Annotated in this window: 24 protein-coding genes; 12 read left to right on the forward strand and 12 right to left on the reverse strand. The window is 68.8% G+C overall.

The window, feature by feature from the left end:
* Positions 1 to 54: 54 nt before the first annotated feature.
* The 3 genes from AC07OH_RS17975 to AC07OH_RS17985 all read right to left on the reverse strand — a co-directional run bounded on the left by AC07OH_RS17975 (position 55) and on the right by AC07OH_RS17985 (position 3,391).
* Entirely contained in the window at positions 55 to 1,482 is a 1,428-nt protein-coding gene (locus AC07OH_RS17975; protein WP_492698031.1) for a sensor histidine kinase, read from the reverse strand.
* Entirely contained in the window at positions 1,482 to 2,843 is a 1,362-nt protein-coding gene (gene miaB, locus AC07OH_RS17980; RefSeq protein ID WP_159278536.1) for a tRNA (N6-isopentenyl adenosine(37)-C2)-methylthiotransferase MiaB, read from the reverse strand. Before miaB ends, AC07OH_RS17975 begins: the two co-directional genes overlap by 1 nt.
* A gap of 89 nt (positions 2,844 to 2,932) precedes the next feature.
* Positions 2,933 to 3,391, reverse strand: coding sequence for a hypothetical protein (locus AC07OH_RS17985; RefSeq protein ID WP_492679305.1), 459 nt, complete (start codon positions 3,389 to 3,391; stop codon positions 2,933 to 2,935).
* 253 nt (positions 3,392 to 3,644) lie between these two features.
* On the opposite strand from AC07OH_RS17985, the gene AC07OH_RS17990 reads away from it, so the two are divergent.
* Positions 3,645 to 4,799: an efflux RND transporter periplasmic adaptor subunit gene (locus AC07OH_RS17990; RefSeq protein ID WP_489059462.1), complete on the forward strand. Its 1,155-nt coding sequence runs from the start codon at positions 3,645 to 3,647 to the stop codon at positions 4,797 to 4,799.
* The gene (locus AC07OH_RS17995; RefSeq protein ID WP_495301604.1) at positions 4,796 to 7,963 is read left to right on the forward strand and encodes an efflux RND transporter permease subunit; all 3,168 of its coding nucleotides are present in this window, start codon (positions 4,796 to 4,798) and stop codon (positions 7,961 to 7,963) included. The genes AC07OH_RS17990 and AC07OH_RS17995 overlap by 4 nt, the downstream gene beginning before the upstream one ends.
* Before the next feature lie 240 nt (positions 7,964 to 8,203).
* On the opposite strand, the gene AC07OH_RS18000 is transcribed toward AC07OH_RS17995, so the two are convergent.
* From AC07OH_RS18000 to AC07OH_RS18025, 6 genes are all read right to left on the reverse strand, one after another.
* The gene (locus AC07OH_RS18000) at positions 8,204 to 8,896 is read right to left on the reverse strand and encodes a Crp/Fnr family transcriptional regulator (protein ID WP_495301605.1); all 693 of its coding nucleotides are present in this window, start codon (positions 8,894 to 8,896) and stop codon (positions 8,204 to 8,206) included.
* A 45-nt stretch (positions 8,897 to 8,941) separates the two neighbouring features.
* Positions 8,942 to 9,592 (reverse strand): histidine phosphatase family protein, encoded by a 651-nt coding sequence (locus tag AC07OH_RS18005; RefSeq protein WP_492698028.1) that lies wholly within the window; start codon positions 9,590 to 9,592, stop codon positions 8,942 to 8,944.
* A gap of 22 nt (positions 9,593 to 9,614) precedes the next feature.
* The gene (locus AC07OH_RS18010; protein WP_495301606.1) at positions 9,615 to 10,211 is read right to left on the reverse strand and encodes a DUF4136 domain-containing protein; all 597 of its coding nucleotides are present in this window, start codon (positions 10,209 to 10,211) and stop codon (positions 9,615 to 9,617) included.
* Positions 10,212 to 10,284: 73 nt separating this feature from the next.
* On the reverse strand, positions 10,285 to 11,214 hold the full coding sequence (gene ttcA / locus AC07OH_RS18015) for a tRNA 2-thiocytidine(32) synthetase TtcA (RefSeq protein ID WP_487848062.1): 930 nt from the start codon (positions 11,212 to 11,214) through the stop codon (positions 10,285 to 10,287).
* Between the two features lie 52 nt (positions 11,215 to 11,266).
* Positions 11,267 to 11,644 carry a dihydroneopterin aldolase gene (locus AC07OH_RS18020; RefSeq protein WP_056576172.1) on the reverse strand — a complete coding sequence of 126 codons (378 nt, stop codon included), beginning with the start codon at positions 11,642 to 11,644 and terminating at the stop codon, positions 11,267 to 11,269.
* Positions 11,645 to 11,658: 14 nt separating this feature from the next.
* Positions 11,659 to 12,444, reverse strand: coding sequence for an SDR family oxidoreductase (locus AC07OH_RS18025; RefSeq protein WP_495301607.1), 786 nt, complete (start codon positions 12,442 to 12,444; stop codon positions 11,659 to 11,661).
* A gap of 42 nt (positions 12,445 to 12,486) precedes the next feature.
* On the opposite strand from AC07OH_RS18025, the gene AC07OH_RS18030 reads away from it, so the two are divergent.
* The 8 genes from AC07OH_RS18030 (at position 12,487) to AC07OH_RS18065 (ending at position 19,721) form a co-directional block, all read left to right on the forward strand.
* Positions 12,487 to 13,599 (forward strand): class I SAM-dependent methyltransferase, encoded by a 1,113-nt coding sequence (locus AC07OH_RS18030; RefSeq protein WP_495301608.1) that lies wholly within the window; start codon positions 12,487 to 12,489, stop codon positions 13,597 to 13,599.
* A gap of 375 nt (positions 13,600 to 13,974) precedes the next feature.
* Complete coding sequence (locus tag AC07OH_RS18035) at positions 13,975 to 14,874, forward strand: TauD/TfdA dioxygenase family protein (RefSeq protein WP_495301609.1); 900 nt, start codon at positions 13,975 to 13,977, stop codon at positions 14,872 to 14,874.
* A 29-nt stretch (positions 14,875 to 14,903) separates the two neighbouring features.
* Entirely contained in the window at positions 14,904 to 15,914 is a 1,011-nt protein-coding gene (locus AC07OH_RS18040) for an ABC transporter substrate-binding protein (protein WP_495301610.1), read from the forward strand.
* A gap of 4 nt (positions 15,915 to 15,918) precedes the next feature.
* Positions 15,919 to 16,818, forward strand: coding sequence for an ABC transporter ATP-binding protein (locus AC07OH_RS18045; RefSeq protein ID WP_495301611.1), 900 nt, complete (start codon positions 15,919 to 15,921; stop codon positions 16,816 to 16,818).
* The gene (locus AC07OH_RS18050; RefSeq protein ID WP_492732239.1) at positions 16,815 to 17,684 is read left to right on the forward strand and encodes an ABC transporter permease; all 870 of its coding nucleotides are present in this window, start codon (positions 16,815 to 16,817) and stop codon (positions 17,682 to 17,684) included. The genes AC07OH_RS18045 and AC07OH_RS18050 overlap by 4 nt, the downstream gene beginning before the upstream one ends.
* A gap of 99 nt (positions 17,685 to 17,783) precedes the next feature.
* Positions 17,784 to 18,560, forward strand: a complete 777-nt coding sequence (hisN, locus tag AC07OH_RS18055) for a histidinol-phosphatase (protein WP_495301612.1) — start codon at positions 17,784 to 17,786, stop codon at positions 18,558 to 18,560.
* A 9-nt stretch (positions 18,561 to 18,569) separates the two neighbouring features.
* Positions 18,570 to 18,764 (forward strand): DUF2905 domain-containing protein, encoded by a 195-nt coding sequence (locus AC07OH_RS18060; protein ID WP_056575522.1) that lies wholly within the window; start codon positions 18,570 to 18,572, stop codon positions 18,762 to 18,764.
* A 30-nt stretch (positions 18,765 to 18,794) separates the two neighbouring features.
* Complete coding sequence (locus AC07OH_RS18065; RefSeq protein ID WP_307583105.1) at positions 18,795 to 19,721, forward strand: ROK family protein; 927 nt, start codon at positions 18,795 to 18,797, stop codon at positions 19,719 to 19,721.
* Here AC07OH_RS18065 and AC07OH_RS18070 read toward each other — a convergent pair.
* Positions 19,694 to 21,208: an aminotransferase-like domain-containing protein gene (locus AC07OH_RS18070; protein WP_495301613.1), complete on the reverse strand. Its 1,515-nt coding sequence runs from the start codon at positions 21,206 to 21,208 to the stop codon at positions 19,694 to 19,696. The genes AC07OH_RS18065 and AC07OH_RS18070 overlap by 28 nt on opposite strands.
* 172 nt (positions 21,209 to 21,380) lie before the next feature.
* Here AC07OH_RS18070 and AC07OH_RS18075 point away from each other — a divergent pair, with 172 nt between their 5' ends.
* Complete coding sequence (locus AC07OH_RS18075; protein WP_495301614.1) at positions 21,381 to 21,719, forward strand: hypothetical protein; 339 nt, start codon at positions 21,381 to 21,383, stop codon at positions 21,717 to 21,719.
* Between the two features lie 39 nt (positions 21,720 to 21,758).
* On the opposite strand, the gene glmU is transcribed toward AC07OH_RS18075, so the two are convergent.
* Positions 21,759 to 23,189 carry a bifunctional UDP-N-acetylglucosamine diphosphorylase/glucosamine-1-phosphate N-acetyltransferase GlmU gene (gene glmU / locus AC07OH_RS18080; RefSeq protein WP_495301615.1) on the reverse strand — a complete coding sequence of 477 codons (1,431 nt, stop codon included), beginning with the start codon at positions 23,187 to 23,189 and terminating at the stop codon, positions 21,759 to 21,761.
* 49 nt (positions 23,190 to 23,238) lie between these two features.
* On the opposite strand from glmU, the gene AC07OH_RS18085 reads away from it, so the two are divergent.
* On the forward strand, positions 23,239 to 24,087 hold the full coding sequence (locus AC07OH_RS18085) for a DUF6279 family lipoprotein (RefSeq protein ID WP_495301616.1): 849 nt from the start codon (positions 23,239 to 23,241) through the stop codon (positions 24,085 to 24,087).
* A gap of 12 nt (positions 24,088 to 24,099) precedes the next feature.
* Here AC07OH_RS18085 and AC07OH_RS18090 read toward each other — a convergent pair whose 3' ends face one another.
* A complete protein-coding gene (locus AC07OH_RS18090; RefSeq protein WP_495301617.1) occupies positions 24,100 to 24,870 on the reverse strand; it encodes a Crp/Fnr family transcriptional regulator in 771 nt (256 codons plus the stop codon).
* Between the last annotated feature and the right edge of the window lie 73 nt (positions 24,871 to 24,943).

Consider the following 24,943-nt stretch of genomic DNA (forward strand, 5'->3'; position numbering starts at 1 on the left):
GAAAGGAACATGGGTCGAAAAAGCGCGGGGCGGTGTTGGAGGGGGAGTCCGGGGTCAGGTCGTGCGCGGCAGTTCGATGCGAAAGCGTGCACCGGGGCCGTCCGGCAGCAGGGCGATGCGGCCCCCATGGGCTGCAATGTACTCCTGCACGATGGAAAGTCCGATGCCGGTGCCTTTCACCGTGTGCTCGGGCTGGCGCTCGCCGCGGAAGAAGGGTTCGAAGATGCGGTCGCGGTCGTTCACGGCAATGCCAGGGCCGGCGTCGCACACGTCGATGTGCACCGCCTCGGGTGTGCCCGACACGGCCAGCGTGATCACGCCGCCCGCGGCCGAGAAACGGATCGCGTTCGACAGCAGGTTGGCGATGGCGGTGCCGAGCTTGGTGCGGTCGACCGTGAGCGTGATCGGCTCGCCCTCGGCGCGCACGCGCAGGCCATGCGCCTGCCACTGCAGGCGCTGGGCCTCGATCTGCTCCTCGATCAGCGGCAGCAGCTCGGTGCGCTCGCGGCGCAGCTCGCGGGCCTCGAAGGCGGCGGCGTTGAAGCGCAGCAGCGCCTCGATCTGGTTCTGCAGCGACACGGTGTTCTGCTGCAGGATCTGCGCGACTTCGAGCTGCGCCGGGTTCAGCGGGCCGGTCACGCCGTCCTCGAGCAGCGACACGCCTTCGCGCAGCGCCGCCAGCGGCGTCTTCAGCTCGTGCGACACGTGGCGCAGGAAGCGCGCCTTGTCGGCGTCGAGCTCGGTCAGGCGCAGGCGCAGCCATTCGAGCTGCTGCGACACGCGCCGCACGTCGGCCGGGCCGCGGATGTCGATGGGTTCGTCGAGCCGGTTCTGGCCCAGGCCGACGATGGCGTTCTCGAGCCGCTTGAAGGGGCGCGCCAGCCAGATGCCGAAGGCCAGCGCCAGCGACACGGCCAGCACGCTGGCGGCCACCACCTCGCGCATCAGCCGGCGGCGCGCGTTCTCGATGCGCTTGGCCAGCGCGTCGTTCTGCGTTTCGATCAGGAACTGCGCCTGCTGGGCGATGTTGGTGTTCAGGGCGTCGAGTTCGCGGAACTGCATCGCCATCGTGCTTTCGCGCGCCAGGGCGCTGTCGGGGCTGCCGCCGAGCAGCCCTTCGATCACGCCGAGCTGGCTGCGCCACATGTCGATGCCGGCGGCCGGCAGGCCGTTGCGTTCCAGGCGCTCCAGCACCTGGTGGGCCTCGCGCGCCGCTTCGTCGAAGCGGCGGCGCAGCACGGCGTCGTTGAGCACCAGCGACTGGCGTCCCGCGCGCTCCATGGCCGCGCTGCGTTCGGCCAGCGACTGCGAGGCGCCCGACAGGCGCAGCGCGCGCGCGGCGGCGTCGCGGCTTTGCGTGACGAGCGCGTCGTACTGCAGCACCGAGCGCAGCGCCACGCCCACCAGCAGGGCGGTGATCAGCAAAAAGGCGAACAGCAGGAGCTGCTGGAACGAGCCCCGGACGGACGGACGTTTCGCCATCAGTGGGCGAGCACCGTGGCGGCGGCGGCCAGGGCCGATTCGCGCGTGACCACTTCGCCGCGCAGCGTGTACGCCAGCGAGCGGGTGATGCGCAGGTCGGCCATCTGGCCCACGAGGCGGGCGTCGCCTTCGAAGTTGACGACGCGGTTGCAGGCGGTGCGGCCCATGAGTTCGTTCGCGTCCTTGCGCGAGGCGCCCTCGACCAGCACGCGCTGCGTGCTGCCCACCAGCGCATCGCCGAAGCGGCGCACGTTGCCGTCGATCACGCGCTGCAGCGTCTGCAGGCGCGCCAGCTTCACCTCGTGCGGCGTGTCGTCCTGCAGCGCGGCGGCGGGCGTGCCGGGGCGCGGGCTGAAGATGAAGCTGAAGCTGTTGTCGAACTGGCAGTCGTCGATGAGCTTCATCATCTTGTCGAAGTCGGCATCGGTCTCGCCGGGGAAGCCGACGATGAAGTCGCTGGACAGGGCCAGGTCGGGCCGGATGGCGCGCAGCTTGCGCACCGTGCTCTTGTATTCCATGGCGGTGTAGCCGCGCTTCATCGCCATCAGGATGCGGTCGCTGCCGTGCTGCACCGGCAGGTGCAGGTGCGAGACGAGCTGCGGCACCTTGGCATAGGCCTCGATGAGCCGGGGCGTGAACTCGTTCGGGTGGCTGGTGGTGTAGCGGATGCGCTCGATGCCGGGGATCTCGGCGACGTATTCAATCAGGAGCGCGAAGTCGGCGATTTCGGCGGTGTCGCCCATCTTGCCGCGGTAGGCGTTCACGTTCTGGCCCAGCAGCGTGATCTCGCGCACGCCCTGGTCGGCCAGGCCGGCGATCTCGACCAGCACGTCGTCCAGGGGGCGGTTCACTTCCTCGCCGCGGGTGTAGGGCACCACGCAGTAGCTGCAGTACTTGGAGCAGCCTTCCATGATCGACACGAAGGCGGTCGCGCCTTCGACGCGGGCGGGCGGCAGGTGATCGAACTTCTCGATCTCGGGGAAGCTGATGTCCACCTGCGGGCGGTCCAGGCGCTCGCGGTCGTTCAGCATCTCGGGCAGGCGGTGCAGCGTCTGCGGGCCGAACACGATGTCGACGTAGGGCGCGCGCGCGATGATGGCCTGGCCTTCCTGGCTCGCCACGCAGCCGCCCACGCCGATCTTCACGCCCTTGGCCTTCAGGTGCTTCACGCGGCCGAGGTCGGAGAACACTTTTTCCTGTGCCTTCTCGCGCACCGAGCAGGTGTTGAACAGGATGAGGTCGGCCTCGTCCACGTTCTGCGTGGGCTCGTAGCCCTGCGCGGCGTGGAGCACGTCGGCCATCTTGTCCGAGTCGTACTCGTTCATCTGGCAGCCGAAGGTCTTGATGAATACTTTTTTCATGGGGAGCTCTCTGTGCCCTTCGAAAGGAGGAAGGGCTGCGGGGCGCGCGTGGCGCCCGCGGATTTTTGCTTGCGTGCGGGGTGGCCGCGTTACTGCGTGTTCAGCGTGTCGTTCGAGACGAACGGCCAGATGTTCAGGAACGGCTTGTTCAGCGATTCACGGCTGGCCAGGGCCTCGTCGGGCGTCAGGATCCAGACCTCGCGCAGCAGCCCGGCGGCGTCGCGCGTGTAGTTCACGAGGTACTTCTGGCCGACGATGGCGCCGGGCATCACCAGCATGTTCTGCGGGCTGCGGATGCGCGCGCCGGCGCCCAGGCGGTCGGCCCGGCCGTCGAGTTCGACGTCGGGGGCGCTGGTCACCATGAACTTGCCGCGCAGCGTGCCGATGGGGAAGTTGCGCCCGCCATTGAGCGACTCGTTCTGCGTCTGCGGACGGGGCACCTCGTCCTGGGCGCTGGCCTGGAGGGAGAAAAGACCGGCGGCGCCAGCAAGGGCGGCGCAGATAGCGAGGGAAGTGAGCGTTTTCGTGGGTGTCTTGCAGCGGTTCATGGGGTATATCCAGAGGCTGTGGACCGGCGATTTTAGCGAGGGGGTGTTTTCCCTCATACCGGGTGCAGCGGGTGGTGCGGGGGCTTTGCGTCGGCCTGCTTTACATTTCTTTACGGCGCCCGTGAACACTGTGCGCCGGCCACTGCTCCAATAGCTGCTGTCAGCCCAAAGTGCACAAGAACCCATGAAGAAAACTGCCGCCTTCGCCCTCGCGGGCGTGTTGATCGTAGCCGTCGCGGGCGGCTGGTGGCGCATGTCGGGCGATCGGCCCGTCACGAAGGACACGAAAGACGCCAAGTCCGCAAATGCCGGGCCTCCCGCCGCGCTGGTCACGCTGGCCACGGCTGAAAAGCAGGACGTGCCGGTGACGGTGCAGGTCAACGGCAGCGTGGTCTCGCTCAACAGCGTCGACCTTCGTCCGCAGGTCACCAACACCGTGAGCGCGGTGCACGTCAAGGAAGGCCAGTTCGTGAAGGCAGGGCAGCTGCTCTTCACGCTCGACGACCGCAACGACCAGGCCAACCTGGCGCGCGCCCGGGCCCAGCAGCAGAAGGACGAGGCCACCATGGCCGACCTGGAGCGCCAGTACAAGCGCAGCCAGGACCTGGTGGCACAGAACTTCATTGCCAAGAGCGCGGCCGACGCCACGCTGTCGCAGCTCCAGGCGCAGCGCGCCGCCGTCGCGGCCGACCGCGCCGCCGTGCAGTCGGCGCAGGTGGCGCTGGGCTACGCCACGCTGCGCGCACCCATCGCGGGGCGCATCGGCGCCGTGAACATCTACCCGGGCACGCTGGTGCAGCCCACGCTGTCGCTGGTCACCATCACCCAGCTCGACCCGATCGCCGTGAGCTTCCCCGTGCCCGAAGGCAACCTGCAGGACCTGCTGGCCGCGTCGCGCACGCGCGCCAAGGTCGAGGCGCTGGTCACGGGCCGGCGCGAGCCGCTGTTCGGTACGCTCGATTTCGTCGACAACACGGTCGACCCGCAGATCGGCACCGTGCGCGCCAAGGCCGTGTTCGCCAACGCCGACCAGAGCCTGTGGCCCGGCCAGTTCGTCAACACGCGCATCACGGTGCGCATGCTCGACGGCGTCACGGTGGTGCCGGCCGCGGCGCTCATGATGCTGTCCGACGGCACCTCGCTGTACGTGGTCGATGCCGAACGCAACGCGGCCCGCCGCCAGGTCAAGGTGCTGCACACCTTCGGCACCAAGGTCGCGGTGAGCGGCGTGACGCCCGGCGAGCAGGTGGTGATCGAAGGCAGCCAGAACGTGCGCCCGGGCGGCAAGGTGCGCGTCGACGCCAAGGCGCCGGCCGGACCCGGCGGGGCGCCCGCCAACGGCACCACGGGCGTCACGCCCGGCAGCGCGGCTTCGTCGGACATCAAGCCGGTGCGGGAACGCGCATGAACATTTCAGAGCTCTGCATCCGCCGTCCGGCGATGACGGTGCTGCTGTCGGCGGCCGTCGTGGTCATCGGCATCTTTGCGTACTTCAGCATCCCGGTCGCGGCGCTGCCGAGCTACAACACGCCGGTCATCAACGTCAACGCGCAGCTGCCGGGCGCCAGCCCCGACACCATGGCGAGTTCGGTCGCGCTGCCCCTCGAAAAGCAGTTCTCGACCATCCCCGGCCTGCAGACCATCAGCTCGGTGAACACGCAGGGCGTGACCTCGCTCACGCTTGAATTCGTCAGCAGCCGCGACATCGACGCCGCCGCCGTCGACGTGCAGGCCGCGCTGCTGCGCGCCCAGCGCCAGCTGCCGCAGGAACTCACGCAGCTGCCCTCGTACCGCAAGGTGAATCCGGCCGACGCGCCGGTGCTGTTCATCGCGCTGATCTCGCCGTCGATGAACCCGTCGGAGCTCAACGACTACGCCGAGAACCTCATTTCGCCCACGCTCTCGACCATCGACGGCGTGGCGCAGGTGGGCGTGTACGGGCGCAAGGCCTTCGCGGTGCGCATCAAGGCCAATGCCGACCTGCTCAACGCGCGCAACATCACGCTCGACGAGCTGGCCAAGGCCGTGAACTCGGCCAACGCCAACACGCCGGTCGGCACGCTCGACGGCCCGCGCCAGACGCTCACCATCCAGGCCAACCGCCAGCTCATGAAGGCGGCCGACTTCGCCAAGCTCATCATTGCCCAACGCAACGGCGCGCCGGTGCGGCTGGACGAAGTGGCCACGCTCGAAGACAGCTTCGAGTCGGTCAAGACCGGCAGCAGCTTCAACGGGCAAGACTCGATTTCGCTGGCCGTGCAGCGCCAGCCCAATGCCAACACCGTGCAGGTGGTGGACGCGGTGCGCGCGCTCATCCCGCGCTTCAAGGCCGAGCTGCCGCAGTCGGTCGAGATCCAGATGGTCAACGACCGCTCGATCTCCATCCGCGAGGCGGTGCACGACGTGCAGCTCACGCTGCTGGGCACCATCGCGCTGGTGGTGCTGGTGATCTTCCTGTTCCTGCACCGGCTGGTGGCCACGTTGATTCCGGCGGCCACCATCCCGATCTCGCTGATCGGCGCCGTGGCGCTGCTGTATGCCTTCGGCTACAGCCTGGACAACGTCTCGCTGCTGGGCATCACGCTGGCCGTGGGCCTGGTGGTGGACGACGCCATCGTGGTGCTCGAGAACATCATGCGCTACGTCGAGAAGGGCATGGAGCCGATGGCCGCCGCGCTGCGCGGCGCGCGCGAGGTGGGCTTCACCATCGTGTCGATCTCGATCTCGCTGGTGGCCGTGTTCATCCCGATCTTCTTCATGCCGGGCGTGATCGGCCTCTTGTTCCACGAGTTCGCCGTGGTGGTGGCGCTGGCCGTGCTGGTGTCGGCCGTGGTGTCGCTCACGCTCGTGCCCATGCTCGCGAGCCGGCTGCTCAAGCACGTGCCGCGCAAGGAAGGCGCACTCGATCACGAAGAAGAGCACCCCGAGCCCGGCACGGCGATCGGCCGTGCCTTCGAGCGCGGCTACCGCGCGGTGCACGGCGGCTACATGCGCACGCTCGACTGGACGCTCGGGCACCGCGCGCTGATGCTGGCGATGGCGGGCCTGACCTTCGTCGTCACGGCGTGGCTCTTCGTCAGCATTCCCAAGGGCTTCTTCCCCGAGGAAGACATCGGCCAGATCCAGATCACCACCGAGGCGGCCGAAGACATTTCGTTCACCGCCATGAAGGCGCTGCAGGACCGTGTGGCCGCCGCGCTCAAGGCCGACCCGAGCGTGGACTACGTGAGCTCCTTCGTCGGCGTGGGCGGCCCGACCGCCACGCAGAACTCGGGCCGGCTGTTCGCGGTGCTCAAGCCGCGCAGCGAGCGCCCCAAGATGGCCAAGGTGCTCGAGTCGCTGCGCCAGCGCTTCCGCGAGATCCCGGGCATTGCCGTGTACATGCAGCCAGTGCAGAACCTGCGCCTGGGCGGGCGCCAGAGCAAGGCGCGCTTCCAGTACACGCTGCAGAGCGTGAACGCCGGCGAGATGGTGCCGTGGTCGACCCGGCTCATGGAGCGCATGCGCGCCGACCCCGACTTTCGCGACGTGACCAGCGATTCGCAGAACCGCGGCCTGCAGGCCACGCTGGAGATCGACCGCGACAAGGCCGGCGTGCTCGGCGTGGCCGTGGGCGACCTGCGCACCGCGCTGTACAACGCCTACGGTGACCGCCAGATCGGCAGCATCTACGGCGCCAGCAACACCTACCAGGTGATCCTGTCGGCGGCCGACAGCGACCGCCAGTTCGAGGAAGACGTGGCGCGCCTGTCGGTGCGCAGCACCACCGGCAAGCTGGTGCCGCTGTCGGCCTTCTCGACCGTCAAGCGCACCGTGGGACCGACCTCGGTCAACCACCAGGGCCAGCTGCAGGCGGTGACGGTGTCGTTCAACCTCGGCCCCGACGTGCCGCTGGGCAACGCGACCGCGAAGATCGACCGCTTCAAGGAAGAGCTGAAGATGCCGCAGTCGATCATCACGACCTACGGTGGCGACGCGGCGGTGTTCCAGAGTTCGCAGTCGAGCCAGGCCGTGCTGCTGGTGCTCGCGGTGCTGGTCATCTACGTGCTGCTGGGCGTGCTGTACGAGAGCTACATCCACCCGATCACCATCCTGGCGGGCCTGCCCTCGGCGGCGGTGGGGGCGTTGCTCTCGCTGAAGATCTTCGGCTTCGACCTCACGCTGATCGCGACCATCGGCATCCTGCTGTTGATCGGCATCGTGAAGAAGAACGCGATCATGATGATCGACTTCGCCCTCGACGCGCAGCGCACCGAGGGCATGCAGCCGGTCGACGCGATCCGCGAGGCCTGCCGGCTGCGCTTCCGCCCGATTCTCATGACCACGCTGGCCGCGCTGATGGGCGCGCTGCCGCTCGCGCTGGGCCTGGGCGCCGGCGCCGAGCTGCGCCAGCCGCTGGGCGTGGCGGTGGTGGGCGGGCTGATCTTCTCGCAGGTGATCACGCTGTACATCACGCCCGCGATCTACCTGGCGCTCGACCGCTACAGCGGCAGCGGGCCGATGGTGGAACTGCCGGGCGAGGCGAAGGCCGAGGCTGCGGCGGCTGGCGGTCACGCCGCCTCGCACGCCTGACGGCAATTCAAAAGATGCCGGATGGCCATGAGCGTGAGCCACCCGGCCAGGAAGGACTTGTGCAGTCCCGCGTTACGCCACACCCGGACCATCGCCCATTGAAGGCGCTCCGGCCTCTCTCCTCAACGGCTCTCTCCATTCCCTCCGCCGCTGCTCTTCCCATGTGTGTGACGGGATGAATGATCGCGAGGGGGTGAGGGTGTTGCCGGTATCCAGCGATACAGGACGTGGGCTTTTTCCTTACGGTGTTGCATCACGGAAACAACGCAAGGCCGGCGCATCCGGGATGGTGACCTGCCGGGCCCGCGTTTCGATGAGCCCCTGTCCCGCCAGCGCATTCAGCGCGCGCGTGACGGTGACGCGGCTCAAGGCCGTCATGGCGCCGATCTGCTCGTGCGTCAGATCGACGGTGAGCGTGTGCGATGCCTGCGTCGACGGCGGGCGCGCCACACGCAGCAGCAGATCGACGATCCGCTCCTTGGGCGCCGCCGAGGCCACCCCGGCCAGCTTGGCGACGATCATGTGGTTCTTGAAGCCGAGCAGCTGGATCAATGAGGTCGCGAGCTCGGGCAGCGCCGAGAACTGCTGCGCGACATCCGCCGGGCGATAGCGGCTGAGAACGGCCGGCGCGACCGCCCGGGTCGTCGTCGGTCGGGGGCTGTCGGCAAACGCCGGGCCTTCGCCGAAGATCGCACCGGGCCCGAAGATCTCGAGCAGGAACTCCGAGCCGTTGCTTCGGTGGACCGTGGAGTGCACGAAGCCCGACCGCAAGAGATAGAAGTAGTCGTGCCGTTCGCCTTCGCGCGCAATGGTGTCGCCGGCCTCCAGGGTGACGAAGCTTCCCAGGTGCGTGGCGTCGATCCACGGCGCAGACAGCGACTGGGAGGCGTCCCAGCTGGCGTAGGCCGAGGGCGTGGGATTCGTTCTTTTCATGGGAGCGTCTTGCCCGGGGCGAAGAAAGGCAAGCGGCTCACCCCACTAGGTCGTGGTCTCGTCCAGCGGCGCGTCCGTCGCGAGGTGCGCGATGTCGCTCCAGCCGACGAGGCTGAAGCCCTCGGGCGTCCACAGCATGCGGTTGATGGCCGCGTTGCCGAGCTGCCAGGTGCGCGGCGCCTGCAGCTCCTGGCGCGTGGCGGCGCGGTAGAGCACGTCCATCACGCCGCCGTGGGCCACCAGCACCACCAGCTGGCCCGGGTGGCGCGCGGCGATGGCCGAGGCGGTGCCTGTCACGCGGTCGCGAAAGGTCAGCAGGCTCTCGCCGCCGCCTTCGGGTTCGAACTCGGGGTCGCGCTCGCGCCAGCGGCGCGCGTCCTCGGGCAGCGTGGCCTCGATCTCGGCGAAGCTCATGCCCTCGAAGCGGCCGAAGGCGCGCTCGCGCAGGCCCAGGTCGGGCTGCACGGCGAGGCCGTGGGGCTCGGCGATGGCCTGGGCGGTCTGCCAGGCGCGCGAGAGGTCGCTGGCATAGACCGCCGCGATCGGCTCGTCGGCCAGCGCCTGTCCGGCGCGTTGCGCCTGCCAGAGGCCGGTGGCATTGAGGCCGATGTCGAGGTGGCCCTGGATGCGGGTGTCGACGTTCCAGGCGGTTTCGCCGTGGCGCACGGCGATCAGGCGGGTGAGATTGGCTTCCATCCGTCCGAATTCTAGAAGTGCGTCATTTCTTGGCAGCCGGCGTGAGCTCGATGTTCACACGGCGCTCGCCCGGCGGCGGGTTCGGAAAGCCCTGCAGCGCGGCCTCGAACATCACCGGCAGGATCGCCGCGCTCGAACTGTAGGGGCCGTCGTTGCGCGCGCGGGTCTCGTACACCACGCGGTGGCTGCCGCCCGCCTCGCGCAGCACGAGGCTCACTTCGCGCTGGTACCAGGGGTTGGCCGGCGGCGTGAACATCGGGCCGCCGTACCAGCCGCTGCCATACCAGCGGTGGCCGTAGTAGCCGCCGTAGCCGTAGCCCCACGGGCCGGGCCCGTACAGCCACGGATCGGCCCAGGGCGACAGCGCCGCCGTGACGCGCGCACCGATCTGCGCCGTGTACTGCGGCCTTGTGTCGTCGCGGCGCAGGCCGACCTTGTCGAGCGCGGCCGCGGCCATGCCCTCCAGGCCTTCCTGGCGCGCCGTGTCGGCCTGCTGCGAAGGCAGGCGCTCGAAGCGGTAGGTGGCGCCGGGCGGCACGGTCGTGCCCGGCGTGGCAAAGCTCTTGACGTTGCTGTCGACCACCCAGGAGGTGGCGCAGCCGCTCAGGGTTGCTACCAAAAATAGAGCTGAAAACGCACGATACATAAGGGTCTCCGGGCCAAGTGCCCTAAATTCCCCTGGGTTGCCCGAGTCAGCCTTGAACGATGCGCAGGGCCGAGGGTGCCTGGGAGAGCAGGTCGAAAGCGGGCGTGTCGAAGGCCTTGTCGCCGTTCTCGTCGGCCACGCCCGTCGCCTTCAGACCCTGGAAGTCGTGCAGCGTTCCGTCCAGCAGGTGCGAAGGCACGACGTTCTGCAGCGCGGTGAACATGTTTTCCACGCGGCCCGGGTACTTCTTGTCCCACTCGCGCAGCATTTCGCCGACCTGCTTGCGCTGCAGGTTCTCCTGGCTGCCGCACAGCGTGCAGGGAATGATCGGGAACTCGCGGTGCTGCGCCCAACGCACCGTGTCTTTTTCGGCCACGTAGGCCAGCGGGCGGATCACGATGTGCTTGCCGTCGTCGCTCACCAGCTTGGGCGGCATGCTCTTGAGCTTGCCGCCGAAGAACATGTTGAGGAAGAAGGTCTGCAGCATGTCGTCGCGGTGGTGGCCCAGCGCGACCTTGGTGGCGCCCAGCTCGTCGGCCACGCGGTACAGGATGCCGCGGCGCAGCCGGCTGCACAGGCCGCAGGTGGTCTTGCCCTCGGGGATCACGCGCTTGACGATGCTGTAGGTGTCCTGGTTCTCGATGTGGAAGTCCACGCCGAGCTCGCTCAGGTACTTGGGCAGCACCTCTTCGGGGAAGCCGGGCTGCTTCTGGTCGAGGTTGACCGCGACGATGTCGAAGTGGATGGGCGCGCGCGCCTTCATCTTGAGCAGGATGTCGAGCAGCGCGTAGCTGTCCTTGCCGCCCGAGACGCACACCATGACCTTGTCGCCCTCTTCGATCATGTTGTAGTCGACGATGGCCTGGCCGACCTGGCGGCACAGGCGCTTCTCGAGCTTGTGCGTCTCGCGTTCGATCTTCAGCGAGTTGGAGGGCGCACCGGCTTCGGGCGTATCGTCGATCCAGACGGCGTTCATTGGGGGGCTACTTCGGGCAAATCAGGGGAAAGACCCCCGATTTTGCCTTGGATCACCATTCCCCGGCTTCGATGCGGATGGCGACTTCGCAGTCGTCGAAGATTTCGAGCTTGGCGATCTTCACGCGCACGCCCCGCACGCCGGGCAGTTGCAGCAGGCGCTGCGCGAGCTTGCCGATCAGGCTTTCGAGCAGGTTGACGTGCTCGGCGGTGCACTCGTCGATGATGATGCGGCGCACCTTGCGGTAGTCCAGCACGTGAAAGATGTCGTCGTCCTGCGGCAGCAGCGGCTGCGGGCCGAGGTTGAGCTCGGCGTCCACCAGGATCGGCTGCGGCGCGGTTTTTTCCTGCTCGAGGATGCCCAGGTTGGCGTCGAAGCGCAGGCCCTGGAGGGTGAGTGTCTGGTGGCCGTGCGGTGTGTTCGTGGACATGGTGGTGGTGCTCGTCACATGAGCGAGAAGTCGCGCTCGAATTTCATGAGGTGCTGGCCGCCGTCGACGAGCAGCGTGGTGCCGGTGATCGAGCCGTTCTCCAGCGCGAACTTCACGGTGGCGGTCACGTCGTCCGGCGTGGACGAGCGGCCCAGCGGCGACAGCTTGTGCAGCTGCGCGAACTTGTCGTCGTCGAGCATGTGGCTCGCCAGCGTGAGGCCGGGCGCCACGCCCACCACGCGCACGCGCGGCGCGAGTGCCAGCGCCAGCATGGGGGTGGCGGCTTCGAGTGCGGCCTTGGAGAGCGTGTAGCTCAGGAAGTCGGGGTTCGGGTTCCACAGCTTCTGGTCGAGCAGATGCACCACGGCTCCGCCGTGCGCATCGCGCCGGGCCAGGTGGTCGTGCAGCGCCTGCGCCAGCAGGATGGCTGCGCCGGTGTTGCTGCGCGCGTGGCGCTCCATGAGTGCGTAGCTGAAGCTGGCGGCGTCGTCGTGCTCGAAGAGGGCGGCGCTGTGCACCACGGCATCGACGGCGCGAAAGCGCGCCGCCACGCGCGGCAGCAGGGCGCGCGTGGCCTGCTCGTCGGCCAGGTCGGCCTCGAACAGGGCCGAGTCGCCCGAGCGCGCGGCGCAGTCGGCCACGGTCTGCTCGGCTTCGGCGCGCGAGCTGCGGTAGTGCACGGCCACCTGCCAGCCGCCCGCGGCGAGCGCCAGCGCGATCTCGCGGCCCAGCCGGCGGCCCGCGCCCGTGACGAGGACGGTGCGACGGCGATCGGGGGAGGAGGGGGGGATGGCGCTCATTCGGAGGAAGAAGACAGAAGACAGGAAGAGGACAATGGCGCCGTGACGACGCCAACGACAAACAGTTTACCCATCGCCCTCGACCATCTGATTGCCCGCTCCGTCGAGCGCGCGGGCGGATGGATCGGCTTCGACCGCTTCATGGCCCTGGCCCTGTATGCGCCGGGGCTGGGCTATTACGCCAACACCTCGGCCAAGTTCGGCCACATGCCCTCGTCCGGCAGCGACTTCGTGACCGCGCCCGAGCTGACGCCGATGTTCGGCCATACGCTCGCGGTGCAGGTGCTGGAGGCGCTGGAGAAGACCGGCACCGACACCGTGTGGGAGTTCGGTGCGGGCTCGGGCGCGCTGGCGGTGCAGCTGCTGCATGCGCTGGGCGAGATGGGGCGCAGCGATGTCCGCTATCGCATCGTCGATCTGTCGGGCACCTTGCGGGAGCGGCAGCAGCAGGCGCTGGCGGGGCATGCGGGGCGGGTTGAATGGCTCGGGGAGTTGCCTGAGTCCATGCAGGGCGTGGTGGTCGGCAATGAGGTGCTCGATGCGATGCCGGTGCAGTTGCTGGCGCGGGTGAAGGGGGCTTGGTTCGAGCGGGGGGTGGTGCGGAATCCGGCGGGGGATGGGTGGACGTGGGCGGACCGGGCTACCGAGTTGCGGCCGCCGGTGGAGGTGTCGGGGGTGCATGACTACCTCACCGAGGTGCATCCGCAGGCGCAGGCTTTTATTGCGACGCTCGCGGACCGGCTTGAGAAGGGGGCGGCGTTTCTCATCGACTATGGGTTTCCCGAGGGGGAGTACTACCACCCGCAGCGGCACATGGGGACGGTGATGTGCCACCGGGGGCATCAGGCGGATGGCGATCCGCTTTCGGAGGTTGGGTACAAGGACATCACTGCGCATGTCGACTTCACGGGGATTGCCGTGGCGGGGCAGGAGGCGGGGCTTGCTGTTCTTGGCTACACGAGCCAGGCGCGGTTTCTTTTGAACTGCGGGATGTTGGGGCTGATGGAGCAAGGGACTGTGGCGCAGCGGGGGATGGCGGCTCGGTTGATTCATGAGCATGAGATGGGGGAGTTGTTCAAGGTGGTGGGGTTTGCTGTGGGGGAACCCTGGGATGCCGTCGGGTTCGCTGAGGGGGATCGGAGTCATACGCTCTGACTGTTTGGGTTTTGGCTGGGCGTTTGCTTCCTGAGGCCGGGACTCGCCCCGGCGGGCGACTTACTTTCTTTTGCTTCGCCAAAAGAAAGTAAGCAAAGAAAAGGCGACCCCACTGTCTGCGTCCCTCCGCTTCGCTGCGGGCAACCTGCGGTGCTCGCGCTTCGCGGGGTCTCGCCCAAACTCGCTTCGCTCAAACAAGGGCGAGCCCTGATCCGCGAAACGCTGCGCTCCTCGGCGCAGCCAGAGGGGCTTGGATACCGGGCGGGCCGTCGCTGCGCTCGGCCCGGGGCTTGTGCTTTCAACGGAAAGAGTTGGTCATAAGCAAGCAACAAAGACTTCGTTGGGGAATGGAGGGCGCGCTTCTACATTCGCGGCATGACTGCCGTTCTTTCCCGTGCAACCTCCACTGCCGAGGCCCCGGCGCAGCCCTTCGAGGTGCGGCCTTTCGATGCGCCTGTGGGTGCGGAGATCGTCGGGCTCGACATCGCTGAGCCGATCAACGCCGCCGACTTCCAACGCATCCACCGCGCGCACCTGGACCACCACGTGCTGGTCTTTCGCGACCAGCGCATCACGCCCGCGCAACACATCGATTTCAGCCGCCGCTTCGGGCCGCTCGAGATCCACGTGCTGCACCAGTTCCAGCTGAAGAACCACCCCGAGATCCTGATCGTCTCGAACATCAAGGAGAACGGCGAGCCGATCGGTCTTGGCGACGCGGGGGTGTACTGGCACTCCGACATTTCGTACAAGCCCCATCCCAGCCTGGGCTCGCTGCTGCACGCGCAGGAACTGCCGAGCGAAGGCGGCGACACGCTGTTTGCCGACCAGCACCTGGCATGGGAGGCGCTGCCTGTCGAGCTGCAGCAGCGCATCCTGCCGCTGAAGGCCGAGCACAGCTACCTCGCGAAATACGAGGAGCTGCGTGCGAAGAATCCGTGGCGCCCCAAGCTTTCACAGGCGCAGATCGACCAGGTCGCACCCGCCGTGCAGCCCGTGGTGCGCACGCACCCGGAGACGGGGCGCAAGGCGCTGTTCGTCAGCGAGCACTTCACGACGCGCATCGTCGGCCTGCCGCAAGGCGAGAGCGATGCGCTGCTGGCCGAGCTGTTCGCGCACAGCACGCGGGCGGAGTTCGTGTACCGCCACACATGGGCGCCGCACGACCTGGTGTTCTGGGACAACCGCTCGCTGATGCATCTCGCGGCAGGCACGCCCGACCACCTGCGCCGCCGGCTCAACCGCACCACCATCGTGGGCGACACGCCTTTCTGATTTCTTCCTTCCTTCTTTCGGACTTTTCAATGAACCGCTTCACCCGCCGCGCCGCCGCGCTCGTCACCGGCCTCGGCCTGCTCGCCGGCAGCCTGGCCGCACACGCCGAAGGGCAGATCCGCATCGCCGAGCAGTTCGGCATCGTCTACCTGCTGCTCAACGTGGCGCAGGAGCAGAAGCTGATCGAGAAGCATGCGAAGGCCGCGGGGGTGGATGCGAAGGTGGAGTGGGTCAAGCTCTCGGGCGGCTCGGCGGTGAACGACGCGCTGCTGTCGGGCAACATCGAGATCGCGGGTGCCGGCGTGGGGCCGCTGCTCACGCTGTGGGACCGCACCAAGGGCAAGCAGAACGTGAAGGGCGTGGCTTCGCTGGGCAACTTCCCGTACTACCTGGTGAGCAACAACCCGAACGTGAAGACGATCGCCGACTTCACGGACAAGGACCGCATCGCGCTGCCTGCCGTGGGCGTGTCGGTGCAGTCGCGGGTGCTGCAGATCGCCTCGGCCAAGCTGTGGGGCGACAAGGAGTTCAACAAGCTCGACAAGATCAGCGTGGCGCTGCCGCACCCCGACGCGGCGGCGGCGATCATCAAGGGCGGCACGGAGATCACGGGGCACTTCGGCAATCCGCCGTTCCAGGAGCAGGAGCTCGCGGGCAACCCGAACGCGCGCATCGTGCTGAACTCGTACCAGGTGCTGGGCGGGCCGTCGTCGGCCACGGTGCTGTACGCCACCGAGAAATTCCGCAACGAGAACCCCAAGACCTACAAGGCGTTCGTCGATGCGCTCGACGAGGCGGCGAAGTTCGTCACGGCCAACCCCGAGAAGGCGGCCGACATCTACCTGAAGGTGAGCAACGCCAAGCTCGACCGCGAGCTGCTGCTGAAGATCATCAAGAACCCCGAGGTGCAGTTCAAGACCGCGCCGCAGAACACCTACGTGTTCGCGGAGTTCATGCACCGCGTGGGCGCGATCAAGAACAAGCCGGCGTCGGTGAAGGACTATTTCTTCGACGACGCGCACACGGCCTCGGGGAACTGACGCGATGCTGTCCCGGCTCGAGCGCCTGGCGGGGCCGCCCGCCGCGGCCTTCCTCGGCGGCAGCGTGGCGCCGCAGCGGCCGGCCCGGCGGCGCGGCGTGGTGGCCACGGGCGACGCGGCACCGCCGTACGTGCACGAGGCGCTGCTGCAGGTCGACGGCGTCAGCCTCGAGTACCGCACGCCCGAGCGCGTGGTGCGCGCCACGCACCGCGTGAGCTTCGACGTGCATGCCGCCGACCGCTTCGTGCTGCTCGGGCCCTCGGGCTGCGGCAAGTCGACGCTGCTCAAGGCGGTGGCCGGGTTCATCCCGCCGGTCGAGGGCGAGATCCGGCTCGACGGCCGGCGCGTGTCGCAGCCGGGCCCCGACCGCATCGTCGTGTTCCAGGAGTTCGACCAGCTGCCGCCGTGGAAGACGGTGAAGCAGAACGTGATGTTCCCGCTGCTCGCGTCGCGCACGCTGGGGCGCAAGGAAGCGGCCGAGCGCGCGCTGCACTACCTGGACAAGGTGGGCCTTTCGAAATTCGCCGACGTGCACCCGCACCAGCTCTCGGGCGGCATGAAGCAGCGCGTGGCGATTGCACGTGCGCTGGCGATGCAGCCGCGCGTGCTGCTGATGGACGAGCCCTTTGCCGCGCTCGACGCGCTCACGCGCCGCCGCATGCAGCAGGAGCTGCTCGAACTGTGGGACGAGGTGCGCTTCACGCTGCTGTTCGTCACGCACTCGATCGAGGAGGCGCTGGTGGTCGGCAACCGCGTGGCGCTGCTGTCGCCGCACCCGGGGCGCATGCGCGCAGAACTCAACAGCCACGGCTACTCGCTGGACAGCTTGGGCGGTGCGGACTTCCAGGCGACGGCGCGGCGCATCCACGACATGCTCTTCGAGGAAGAACAGGGCACCCCATGAGCACCCTGACGCCACCCATCCGCCCCGAATACGAACGCACGCTCGAGCCCTTCACCGAATTGCCGGTCGAACGCGCGCTGCCGCTGGCCACGCGCGTCGCCTCGCACACCTGGCTGCGCAAGGGCCTGATCCTTGCCGTCATCGCCGTGCTGTGGGAGCTGGCGGCGCGCTGGCAGGACAACGACCTGCTGCTGCCCACCTTCACCGCCACCGCCCGTGCATTGATCGAAGGGCTGGCCAGCGGCGAGCTGGTCGAGAAGGTGCGCATCTCGCTGGCCGTGCTGCTGCAGGGCTACCTCGCGGGCGTGCTGCTGGCCTTCGGGCTCACGACGCTGGCGGTGTCCACGCGCATCGGGCGCGACCTGCTGGACACGCTGACCTCGATGTTCAACCCGCTGCCCGCGATCGCGCTGCTGCCGCTGGCGCTGCTGTGGTTCGGGCTCGGGCGCGGCAGCCTGGTGTTCGTGCTGATCCATTCGGTGCTGTGGCCGCTGGCGCTCAACACGTACGCGGGCTTCCAGGGCGTGCCCGAGACGCTGCGCATGGCGGGGCGCAACTACGGGCTGAAGGGGCTGCGCTACGTGCTGCAGATCCTGGTGCCGGCCGCGCTGCCGTCGATCCTGTCGGGGCTGAAGATCGGCTGGGCCTTTGCGTGGCGCACGCTGATCGCGGCCGAGCTGGTGTTCGGTGCCTCGTCGGGCAAGGGCGGGCTGGGCTGGTACATCTTCCAGAACCGCAACGAGCTGTACACCGACCGCGTGTTCGCCGGCCTCGCGCTGGTGGTGCTGATCGGCCTGCTGGTGGAAAGCCTGGGCTTTCGCACGCTGGAGCGGCTCACGGTGCGGCGCTGGGGCCAGCAGCGCTAGCCCGCAGGTGAAGGGGCCGGGCGCACGAATGCCCCGGCGATGGCGCAAGGGCCGTGGGCTCGGGTCTAATCGCAGCTTTTGGCACGCGTTCTCCTTCCCATGAGCTCTTCCGCCCCCGACCTTTCCGCGATCGCCGGTGCGCTGGCCGATGCCGCCGCCGCCCAGTCTATGCGCTACTTCCGCACGCCGCTGGACATCATCACCAAGGCCGACGAAAGCCCGGTCACGCTGGCCGACCGCGCCGCCGAGACAGCCATGCGCGAGATCCTCGGCGCACGCGTGCCCACCGACGGCATCTTCGGCGAGGAGCACGGCCCCGAGCGGCTCGACGCCGACCGCATCTGGGTGCTCGACCCGATCGATGGCACACGCAGCTTCATCACCGGCTCGCCGCTGTGGGGCACGCTCATCGGCGTGCTGCAGGGCGGTCGCGTGGTGCTGGGCATGGTCGACATGCCGGTGCTGAAAGAACGTTGGGTGGGCGAGGCCGGCAAGGGCGCCACGCGCGACGGCCAGCCCGTGCGCGTGAGCGGCTGCACCGAGATCGCCAAGGCCCGCATCGTGACCACCTCGCCCGACATCTTCTCGCCGGCCGACTGGAGCGCCTTCGACCGCCTGAGCCGCCAGTGCGCGATGCGCCGTTTCGGCGGCGACTGCTACGGCTACGCGCAACTCGCGGGTGGCACCATCGACCTCGTGGTCGAGACGGGGTTGCAGCCCTACGACTTCCTGGGCCCGGCGGGCCTGATCGAAGCCGCCGGCGGCGTCGTCACCGACTGGGAGGGCCGGCCGCTGGGGCTGAACCCCGACCAGCGCGTGATTGCGGCAGCCACACCCGAACTTCACCGACAAGCCCTGGCCGTGCTCGCGGCCTAGACTGTCTGCATGTTCCGCTGGCTGATCGTCGTCGTCCTGGCGCTGGTGCTCATGAGCGGCCTGACCGCCTGGCTGCGCCGCTTCGGCTTCGGACGGCTGCCCGGCGATTTCGAGTTTCGCGCCTTCGGCCGCGACTGGCAGCTGCCGATCGCGAGCACGGTGGTGCTCAGCATGATCGCGGCGCTGGTGGCGCGGCTGCTCTGAGAAACGCCTGAGAAAGAAGAGAACCCCGCAATGAGAGCCTGCGTAGACATCGGCGGCACCAAGGTCGCCGTGAGCCTTTCCGCTTCGAGCGACGCGCCGCTGATCGGCCGCCGCAGCGAGCCCACCGCCAAGACCGGCAACAACGACGCCGTGGCGGTGCAGATCCTGCGGCTCATCGACGAGGTCTGCGCCGAGCAGGGCATCGATCCGGCGAGCATCGACCGCGTGGGCGTGTCGTCGACCGGGCCCTTCGAGCTGCACGACGGCATGGTCGAGCTGGCCACGCCCAACATCTGCGGCGGCATCGCCGGCCCCTCGCGCGGGCTGCCCAACAACTGGATGACAGCCATCGTCGAGGCGCCGCTGGCGCGCCGCTTCGCCCGCGTGCGCGTCGAGAACGACGCCGTGGCCGCGCTCGAGGCCGAGCGCCACTGGGGCGCGCTGAAGGGGCTCGACAACTGTGCTTACGCCACCTGGAGCACGGGCGTGGGCGTGGGCCTGTGCGTCGACGGCAAGGCGCTGCGCGGCAAGAACGGCAACGCCGGCCACGCGGGCCACAGCTTCGTGGTCGACGACGACAGCGGCGCGCTGTGCGGCTGCGGCAATCTGGGCGACGTGGAAGCGCTGGCGGGCGGCAATTCGATCGCGCACCGCTTCGGCCAGCCCGCGGCCGATCTGTTCACGGCCGCCGCGGCCGGTGACGCCGCGGCACTCGAGAAGGCCGATGCGCTGTGCCGCGTGATCGGCCGCATGCTCTACAACCTGGTCATCACGCTCGACCTGCAGCGCATCAGCCTGGGCGGCAGCGTGTTCTGGCACCACCGCGACTTCGTGCTGCCGCGGCTGCAGGCGCAGGTCGACGGCAAGCTGCCGCCGCTCACGCGCGGCGTGCTGCTGGTGCCCGCCGGGCTCGGCGACAAGGTGGGCGACTACGCGGCCCTGGCGCTGCTGGACTGAGCCGCGGCGCGCGGCGATCGCACCCCCGTCGCCGGTGGGTGCTTCTGCGCCGCGCAGCCTTCCTCGACGATCCGCCCGAGCCGCCGCAGCCCCGCATCGACCGCTTCGCTGAAGGGCCAGCCGCAGTTGATGCGCAGGTAGTGGTCGAAGCGCGAGGCGTTCGAGAACTGCGCGCCCGGCGCCACCAGCATGTGCTCGCGCAGGGCCGCCTCGAACACGGCCACCGACGACAGCCGCTCGGGCAGTTCCACCCACAGCTGGAAGCCGCCGCGCGGCAGGTTCAGCCGCGTGCCGGCCGGGAAGTAGCGGGCGATGGCGTCGGCCGTCTGGTCGCGCTGCGTGTGCAGGCGTTCGCGCAGCCGGCGCAGGTGGCGGTCGTAGCCGCCGCTGGCAATGATCTCGCCCGCGGCGATCTGCGCCAGCGCCTCGTTGTTGCGCGTCTGCGCGTACTTGAGCATCTCGACCTGCGCATGCCAACGCCCGGCCGTGATCCAGCCCAGCCGCAGGCCCGGCGCCAGCACCTTGTGCAGCGAGGCGCAATACACCACGTTGCCCGTGCGGTCCCAGGACTTGATGGCGCGCGGCGGCACCTCGGTTTCCACCAGGTCGCTGTAGGTGTCGTCCTCGACCAGCGCGATGCCGTGGCTTTCGCACATCTGCACCAGCCGCTGCTTGTGGGCGTCGGGCATCACGCTGCCGATGGGGTTCTGCAGGTGCGGCACCACCACCACGGCCTTGATGTCGTCGTAGGTGTGGATGGCCAGGTCGAGCGCTTCGAGCGAAATGCCGGTCTGCGGGCTGGTGGGAATCTCCAGCCCGCGCAGACCCAGGCTCTCGAGCACCTGCAGCAGGCCGTAGAAAGTGGGCGATTCGACGGCCACGGTGTCGCCCGGCTTGGCGATGGCGCGCAGCGCGAGGTTCAGCGCCTCGATGCAGCCGTTGGTGACCAGCACGTCGTCGGGCGCCACCGTCATGCCCACGCGCAGGTTGCGCTGGGCCACCACCTGGCGGAACTGTTCGTGGCCTTTTTGCGAGGAGGCCGTGGTCAGCAGTTCGGGGCGCTGGCGCAGCGCGCGCGTCATGGCGTTGCGCAGCGCCTCGGCCGGGTAGAGCTCGGGGGCGGCGCGCGAGATCGCGAAGTTGAGCTTCACGTCGTTGAGCCGTCCGCGCGCCATGAAGTTGGCCATGCGCGTGCGCATGTTGACGAACTGCGCCGGGTCGGGCGGCAGGCCGGACACGGGTTCTTCCATGGCCGCGATGGCCAGCCGCTGCGGGCGGCGCACGAAGTAGCCGGAGCGGTCGCGCGCCTCGACCCAGCCTTCGCTTTCCATGGCGCGGCACACCTGCAGCGCGGTCGAGAGGCTGATGTCGTGCAGCCGCATCAGGCTGCGCAGCGAGGGGAGCTTGTCGCCGGCCTTGAGCGAACCGGCGTGGATCGCGTCGACGTAGTGCGCCGCGAGCTGGCGGTAGAGCGGTAGCGAGTCCATGGGTCGATGTTCCCCGCATCGGGCATCCGAAAACAGATGCAGTTGACTGGGAAAAAGACCATAACAGATGGCGTGGCGGCCCGGCTGTTCCGGTCGCAATAGCCATCGGGTGTGCCTGTTTTTCGGGCGACGGAATTCCTACGATGAAGCCCACATCTACCCGAGGTCCGCCATGATCACCACCCTGTCCGAAGCCCCCGATTCCATCGTCCTCGAACCCGGCCAGTCGCTGCGCACCGCCGTCGATGCGGGCGCCTGGCTGCAACTGGCCGAGGGCCGCGCCCGCGTGGTGTCGCCGCCGGGCTGGCTGGGCGAGAGGGTGTTCATGACCGAGACGCTGCTCGGCGAGGGCGACATGCACTGCGTGCCGCAGGGCGGCTGGATCGAGGTGTCGGCGGTGACGGCGGTGCACCTGCGGGTGCATGCGCCGGTGCGGGCGGTTCGGGCCACAGCGCCGGTCGAAGAGGCGCGGCCGGTGATGCGCTTCGTGCGCCTGCTGACGGGCTGGTGAGGTCCGGGGCAGGGCGCCTGCCCCGGACCAAAGCCGCCGTCAGTTCTTCGGCAGCTTCTGCGGCCGCTTCCAGTTCGCGAAGCTGACCTGCTTGCCCCGTGCGACGGTCAGCGCGCCCGGCTCGGTCGACTTGTTCACCGTCGAGCCGCCGCCGATGGTGCCGCCCGCGCCGATGGTCACGGGCGCCACGAGCACGCAGTTGCTGCCCACGTGCACGTCGGCCTCGATCACGGTGCGGTGCTTGTTGGCGCCGTCGTAGTTGGCCGTGATGCTGCCCGCGCCGTAGTTCACGCGCTCGCCCACCGTGGCGTCGCCCAGGTAGGCCAGGTGGTTGGCCTTGGCGCCCGCTGCCAGCGTGGAGTTCTTGACCTCGACGAAGTTGCCGATGTGCACCTCGGCGCCCAGCTGGGCGCCGGGCCGCAGCCGCGCAAAGGGCCCGACCAGCGCGCCCGCGCCCACCGTCACGCCGGCCTTCTCGCCGTCGATGTGGGTGAAGGGGTGGATCACCGCGCCCGCCTCGATGCGCACGTTGGCGATGACGCAGTTCGCGCCGATGCGCACGCCTTCGCCCAGCGACACCGTGCCTTCGAACACGCAGTTGACGTCGATGTCGACGTCGGCGCCGCAGCTCAGCGTGCCGCGCAGGTCGAAGCGCGCCGGGTCGGCCAGGCGCACGCCCTGTTCCATCAGCGCGTTGGCCTGGCGCAGTTGCCAGGCGCGTTCCAGCGCCGCGAGCTGGGCCGGGCTGTTGATGCCCGCCACCTGCAGCGCGTCGGTCGTGACATGCGCCACCACCGGCACATGGTCGTCGGCCGCGAACTTCACGATGTCGGTCAGGTAGTACTCGCCCTGGGTGTTCTTGTTGTCCAGCCGCGCCAGCCAGCCCTTGAGCAGCCGCGCGGGCGCGGCCATCACGCCGCTGTTGATCTCGCGCACGGCGCGCTGCGCCTCGGTGGCGTCCTTGTGTTCGACGATGGCCGTCACTTCACCGCCCGCCGTGGTGCGGATGATGCGGCCGTAGCCGGTGGGGTCGTCGAGTTCGATGGTCAGCAGCGCGAGCCGTTCGCCGCCGCTGGCGGCGATGAGGGTGCGCAGCGTGTCTTCGGCGATCAGGGGCACGTCGCCCGACAGGATCACCACCGTGCCGTCGTCCGGCAGCTGCGGCGTGGCCTGCTGCACGGCGTGGCCGGTGCCCAATTGGGGCTCCTGGCGCGCGAAGCCGAGCGCGGCGGCGTTCACGGCCGTGGCCTTGATCGCGGACTCGACCTGCTCGGCGCCGTGGCCCGTCACGACCACGACATGGCGCGCGCCGATGCGCGCGGCGGTGTCGGTCACGTGGGCCAGCAAGGCGCGGCCGGCCAAACGATGCAACACTTTGGGCAGCTTGCTCTTCATGCGCGTGCCCTTGCCGGCCGCCATGATGACGACGTCGACCGGTCCCTGGTTGCTCTGCTGCGGAGTCTGATTCATGCGCTTTTCTTCCCGGATTCGTTGTGCTGGACTGGCCCGAATTATCGGTGTGCTGCTGCTGGCCGCTGCCCTGGAGGCTTGCAGCGCGGTCAAGCTGGCCTACAACAACCTGCCCGAGCTGAGCTATTGGTGGCTCGACGGCTACTTCGACTTCGACGGCGCCCAGACCCCCAAGGTGCGCGACGAACTCACCCAGCTGCTGGCCTGGCACCGCCAGAACGAGCTGCCGCGCATCATCGGCCTGCTGCAGGAGGCCCAGGGCCTGGCGAGCGCCGAGGTGACGCCGACCCAGGCCTGCCAGCTGGCCGACCGGGTCCGCGAGCGGCTGCTGGCTGTCACCGAGCGTGCCGAGGCCGCCGGCGCTGAATTCGTGCTGAGCCTGAGCGACGCGCAGCTGCAGCAGCTCGAGCGCAAGTACGCGAAGAACAACACCGAGTACCGCAAGGACTGGCTCGACCGCAGCCCCGCGCAGGTGCAGGACAAGCGCTACGACCAGTTCCTTGAGCGCCAGGAAGACTTCTACGGCCGCCTGACGACCGAGCAGCGCGCGCTGCTGCGCCAGCAGGTGGCGCAGTCGGTGTTCAGCCCGCGGCTGGCGTTCGAGGAACGGCGCCTGCGCCAACAGGAGGCGCTGGTGCTGCTGCGGGGCTTTCTCGGCGCCAATGGTGCCCCGCGCACCTCGCCGGCCGAGGCCCGCGCCGCGCTGCATGCCTATATCTTGCGCATCGCCGATCCGCCGCCCGGCCCGTGGCGCGACCAGCAGCAGGCGCTGCTGCAGGAGGGGTGCCGCAACCTGGCGGCGCTGCACAACACCACCAGCGCCACGCAGCGCGAACAGGCGGTGCGGCGGCTGCAGGCCTACCAGAGCGACCTGCGGCAGCTGGTGGCCGCGCGCTGAGGCGACCGCCCCTCAGATCATCGGCACCGGCCGCAGGGGGCGCTCGAAGTAGTCGCCCAGCGTTTCGAGCGCATGCGGCTCCAGGATGCGCAGCCAGCCGCCGTCGAGTTTGTAGAGGCCCAGGCGCTGCAACCGCCGCATCGTCTTGTTGGTGTGCACCAGCGACAGCCCCAGCGCGTCGGCGATGTGCTGCTGGTTGAACGGAAACTCCACCCAGCCGTCGCGCACCATGCCCACGCGCTGGGCGCGGCGGTACAGGTGCATGAGCAGCATGGCCACGCGCTCGCCCGCATTGCGGCGCCCGGCGCTGACGAGGTGGTCGTCCACCAGCTTTTCCTCGCGCGCGGCCAGCCAGGTGATGTCGTAGCCGAGCCGGGGCTGGGTCTGGAACAGTGCCCACAGCCGCTCGCGCGCGAAGGTGCAGAGCGTGGCGTCGGTCACGGCCTCGACGCCGTGGGTCTGGCCGTCGGCAAACTCGTCCTGCAGGCCGATGAAGTCGCCGGGCAGCAGGAAACCCAGGATCTGCCGCCGGCCGTCGCTCAGGGTCTTGTAGCGGAAGGCCCAGCCCGCGTAGAGCGTGAACAGCTGCGGGCTGGCGCGGTGCTCGTCGACGATGGTGCCGCCCGCCTCGACGCGCCGGGTGCCGGTGCGAAAGGACTGGATCGCCTGCAGCTGCTGCGCCGTCACCGGCAAAAAGGCCTCGAGGCGCCGCAGCGCGCAGTTTTCGCAGGGGTTCGTGCCCTGTGGCGGGGAGGCGGCGACGGGGTAGTCCTCGAACTTCACGCCGCACTATAGGCTGGCGTTGCTATGTCTTTTGACATTTCGGGGCGTGCGGCGGGCCTCTAGACTCGAAGCG

This window comes from Variovorax sp. GW821-FHT10C12, from assembly GCF_059415405.1.